Origin of the sequence: uncultured Sphingomonas sp. (genome assembly GCF_937859915.1) — a bacterium.
Taxonomy (GTDB): Bacteria; Pseudomonadota; Alphaproteobacteria; order Sphingomonadales; family Sphingomonadaceae; genus Solisphingomonas.
This window is the reverse complement of record NZ_CALMAW010000060.1, coordinates 1-4,684: the sequence shown is the minus strand read 5'-3', so window position 1 is coordinate 4,684 and position 4,684 is coordinate 1. Positions and strand designations below refer to the sequence as shown.

Sequence of the window (4,684 nt, the reverse complement as noted above, 5' to 3'; positions counted from 1 at the left end):
TGCCGCGGTTGTGGTGCGCCTGCGGCAGCGCCGGGTCGAGCCGGAGCGCCTCGTCGAGGCTGTCGCGCGCGGCCTCCATGCGGCCGAGATCGTGCAGCGCCATGGCGCGGTTGTTCCACAGCAGCGCGTTCGTCGGCGCGTGCGTGAGCGCCCCGTCGTATTGCGCCAGGGCCTCGGTCACGCGGTCCTCGGCGTGCAGCAGATTGGCAAGGTCAAGGCTGGCGTCGAGGTAATCGGGACGCAGGGTGAGCGCGTCTGTAAGGAGACGCAAGGCGCCCGGCAGGTGGCCAAGATCGCGCAGCACCGCCGCGGCCGCGCGTCGGGCTTCGGGAAAGGCCGGGCGGAGGGTCAGGGCCGCATCATAGGCCGCCAAGGCCTCGTGCGGACGCCCATCGAGCCGGAGCGCCGTGCCATAGGCATAGAACGTGTCGGGGTTCGCGCCATCGCGCGCGAGCACGGCCGCGAAGGCCGTGGCGGCTTCGCCGTGTCGGTCGAGCCGGGCGAGCGCCTCGCTAAGCTGGGCGGTGCCATAGCCCTTGTTCTGCCGCCAGCCGTAGCCGGGATAGGTCGCGTCATGCGCGATCATCATCCGGTCGCGCGTCACCTTGGCGACGATCGAGGCGGCCGCGATCGAACGGCAGAGCGCGTCGCCCGAGATGATGGCCCGGGCGGGATGGCGCCATTTGGGCAGCGCATTGCCGTCGACCAGCACCATCCCCGGCTCGATCCCCAGCGCGTCGACCGCACGGCTCATCGCCAGCATCGTCGCATGATAGATGTTGAGCCGGTCGATCTCCTCGACGTCGACGATGCCGACGCCCCAGCCTGCGACGCGCGTGATCCGGAGATACAGGCTTTCGCGCGCCTCGGCGCACAGCTTCTTCGAATCGTCGATGCCATGCGGCACGCGCCGGCGGTCGAGCACCACGGCGGCGGCAACGACGGGGCCGGCGAGCGGCCCGCGCCCGGCCTCGTCGACACCGACGGTAGGAGTGGGATGATCACGTTCGAGGCGAGAACTGGGTGGCATGACGCCTCCTTAGCGCGCCGTGATCCGGCTTTGAACCGCTACGCGCTGCAAAAGCGCTGCGCAGTTGACGAAGCCTTTACACGGCAGGACTATGGCCTTGCTGCATGGACGCCCGCATCGCCGATCTCCGCACCTCGTTCCCCGCCGCCGCGGCATCCCCCGCCCCGCCCGCGATCGTCGTGGTGGGGCTTGGCTATGTCGGATTGCCGCTGGCGGTCTCGCTCGCGCGAAGCTTTCCCACAGTCGGACTCGACATCGATGCGACCCGGATCGCCGAGCTCGTCCGTGGCGAGGATCGCACCGGCGAGATCGACGCGGTCCGCATGGCCGCCAGCTCGCTCAATTACGCAGCCGACGCCGCCGCGTGCGCGCCCGCCGACGTCTACATTGTCACCGTCCCGACCCCGGTCGACCAGCGCAACCGCCCCGATCTCAGTGCGCTGCTCGGCGCGAGCGAGATGGTCGGCCGGATGCTCGATGGCAGCCGCAAGCCGCTGATCATCTTCGAGAGCACGGTTTATCCCGGCGTCACCGAGGAATTGTGCGTGCCGGCGATCGAGCGCGCCTCCGGATTAGTCTGGAAAGAGGATTTTGTCGTCGGATACAGCCCCGAGCGGATCAATCCGGGCGACCGCGAACATACCGTCGATCGCATCATCAAGGTGGTGGCGGGCGACAGCCCCGAAACCACCGATCGCGTCGCCGCGCTGTATGAGCGCGTCACCACCGGGGGCACCTTCCGTGCCGCCTCGATCAAGGCGGCCGAGGGCGCCAAGGCGATCGAGAATGCGCAGCGCGACGTCAACATCGCCTTCATGAACGAGGTGACGCGGATTTTCCAGAAGCTCGACGTGTCGATCTGGGACGTGCTCGACGCCGCCAAGACCAAGTGGAATTTCCTGCCGTTCACCCCCGGCCTGGTCGGGGGCCACTGCATCGGCGTCGACCCCTATTATCTGTCGCACCGTGCGATCGAGCTCGGCCATCTGCCCGAGGTGATCCCCGCGGCGCGGTCGGTCAACGACGACATGGCGCGCTGGATCGCGGACACGCTCCATCTCACGCTCAAGCGCCGCTCGCTGCGCATCCTCATCCTTGGCGTCACGTTCAAGGAGGACGTGCCCGACCTGCGCAACTCCAAGGTCGGCGACATCGTCAAGCGCTTCTGGTTCCACGGCCATTCGGTGACCGTCCACGACCCCCATGCCGATGCGGCGGAGGCGGAGCGCGACTATGGTGTCCATCTCGATGCCGAAGCGCTCGACCGCCGCTACGACCTCGTCGTGTCGGCGGTGAGCCACGCCTTCTATCGCGAGATGGACGATGCGACGCTGGCCGGGCTGATCGAGCCGGACGGGCTGTTCGCCGACATCAAGGGCGTCTTCCGCCACCGCGACATCGGGCGGACAATGTGGACGCTGTGACGAGCTGACCATCCTCCCCAGCTTTTGCTGGGGAGGGGGACCGCCGGCGAAGCCGGTGGTGGAGGGGCAGAGGCAGGCGCAACCGCGATACGCGCGGCCCGGTCGGCGACGTCATACACCCCTCCACCACTCGCTGCGCGAGCGGTCCCCCTCCCCATCTGCGATGGGGAGGATGTTCCAAGGCTTAGCCCGCCAGTCTCTCCTCGAGCGCGGTCTGCTCGTGATGGATCGCGGTCGGCAGCCGATCACCCAGCTTGGCGAGATCGCGCGCCGCCAGTGCCGCCTCTTCCGCCCACACCGCGCGGTCCACGGTCAGCAACTCGTCGAGCTTTGCCGCATCGAGCCCGAGCCCGCCGAGATCGAGCGATTCGACGGTCGGCACACGCCCGATCGGCGTATCGTCGGCGTCGGCACGCCCCTCGAGCCGCTCGACGATCCATTTGAGCACGCGGCTGTTCTCGCCATAGCCCGGCCACAGGAACTTGCCGTCGGCACCTTTCCGGAACCAATTGACGAGATAGATGCGCGGCAGCTGCGCCGGATCGGACGCCGCCTGCTTGCCGACGCGCAGCCAATGGCCGAGATAGTCCGCCATGTTGTAGCCGCAGAAGGGCAGCATCGCGAAGGGATCGCGGCGCAGCTCTCCGACCTTGCCCTCGGCCGCCGCGGTACCTTCGGAGGCGATGTTGGCGGCGAGATAGACGCCTGCTGCCAGTCATAGGCCTCGGTGACCAGCGGCACCGCGGTCGCGCGACGGCCACCGAACAGCATCGCCGAGATCGGCACGCCCGCAGGATCGGCCCATTCGTCGGCGATCGACGGACATTGCTCGGCAGGCGCGGTGAAGCGGGCGTTCGGATGCGCGGCAGGCTTGCCCGACGCCGGGTCCCAGCGATTGCCCTGCCAGTCGGTCATGCCCTCGGGCGGGGTGTCGGTCATGCCCTCCCACCACACGTCGCCATCGTCGGTGAGCGCGGTGTTGGTGAAGATGCAGTTGGCGGTCAGCGTCGCGATCGCGTTGCGGTTGGTCTTGTCGCCGGTGCCCGGCGCGACGCCGAAGAAGCCCGCCTCCGGGTTGACCGCATAGAGCCGCCCGTCCTTGCCGAAGCGCATCCAGGCGATGTCGTCGCCGATCGTCTCGGCCTTCCAGCCGGGGATGGTCGGCTCGAGCATCGCCATATTGGTCTTGCCGCACGCGCTCGGGAAGGCGGCGGTGACATAGTGCATCTCGTTGGCGGGCGAGGTCAGCTTGAGGATCAGCATATGCTCGGCGAGCCAACCGCCGTCGCGCGCCATGACGCTGGCGATGCGCAGCGCGAAGCATTTCTTGCCGAGCAGCGCGTTCCCGCCATAGCCCGAGCCATAGGACCAGATCTCGCGCGTCTCGGGATAATGGACGATGTACTTGTCGTCGTTGCACGGCCAGGCGACGTCGGCCTGGCCTTCGGCCAGCGGCATGCCGACGGTGTGGATGCACTTCACGAAGAAGCCGTCGTCGCCGAGCATGTCGAGCGCCTGGGCACCCATGCGCGTCATGATCTTCATCGAGACGACGACATAGGGGCTGTCGGTCAGCTCGACGCCGATCGCGCTCTTGTCGGAGCCGATCGGGCCCATGCAATAGGGCACGACATACATGGTGCGGCCCGCCATGCAGCCGTCGAACAGCGGTTCCAGCGTCGCACGCATCTCGGCGGGGTCGCGCCAATTGTTGGTGGTGCCGGCATCGACCGCCTCTTCCGAGCAGATAAAGGTGCGGCTCTCGACGCGCGCGACATCACGGGGATCGGAGCGCGCGTAGAAGCTGTTGGGACGCTTGCTCGGATCGAGTTGGGTGAAGGTGCCCGCAGCGACCATCTGCGCGGTCAGGTCGTCCCATTCGGCCTGCGAGCCGTCACACCAGCGGATCGCGGCCGGCTTGGTGATCGCGGCGATCTCTTCAACCCAGGCGAGCAGCGCAAGATGGCGCGTGCGTGCAGCCGCTTCGCGCGGAGCGTCCGTATCCATTGCCAGCGTCGCCATCGTCACTCTCTCCGTATGAGCCGTCCGCCAATCTGTTCGTTCGGCAACAGCGTCGCATCACAATCGATGGAGCAGGCGTAGCGGGCTATTGCGGGCGGCGGGAGGCTGACAACGCTATCTTCGATCGCCGACAATCGGGCATTCTGCGCGCGGTCTAGGGAAGCTCTGCGTAGGTGGGATTTTGGGTGGTGAGCGGCGGCAGTCACGT

Annotated in this window: 2 protein-coding genes and 2 pseudogenes; 1 reads left to right on the top strand and 3 read right to left on the bottom strand. The window is 67.6% G+C overall.

Annotated elements, in window-relative coordinates; translation table 11 throughout:
• Both Q0326_RS08240 and Q0326_RS08235 read right to left on the bottom strand, forming a co-directional pair.
• The coding region (locus tag Q0326_RS08240) for a tetratricopeptide repeat protein (protein ID WP_363303861.1) at positions 1 to 457 on the bottom strand (457 nt) is incomplete at its 3' end.
• 60 nt (positions 458 to 517) lie between these two features.
• Positions 518 to 1,030 (bottom strand): annotated as a pseudogene (locus tag Q0326_RS08235) (ribonuclease HII); the annotation flags it as partial.
• 104 nt (positions 1,031 to 1,134) lie between these two features.
• Between Q0326_RS08235 and Q0326_RS08230 the strand changes: the two are divergent.
• A complete protein-coding gene (locus Q0326_RS08230) occupies positions 1,135 to 2,454 on the top strand; it encodes a nucleotide sugar dehydrogenase (RefSeq protein ID WP_298689028.1) in 1,320 nt (439 codons plus the stop codon).
• A 184-nt stretch (positions 2,455 to 2,638) separates the two neighbouring features.
• Here the strand turns inward: Q0326_RS08230 and Q0326_RS08225 are convergent.
• Positions 2,639 to 4,461 (bottom strand): annotated as a pseudogene (locus tag Q0326_RS08225) (phosphoenolpyruvate carboxykinase (GTP)).
• Positions 4,462 to 4,684: the final 223 nt, after the last annotated feature.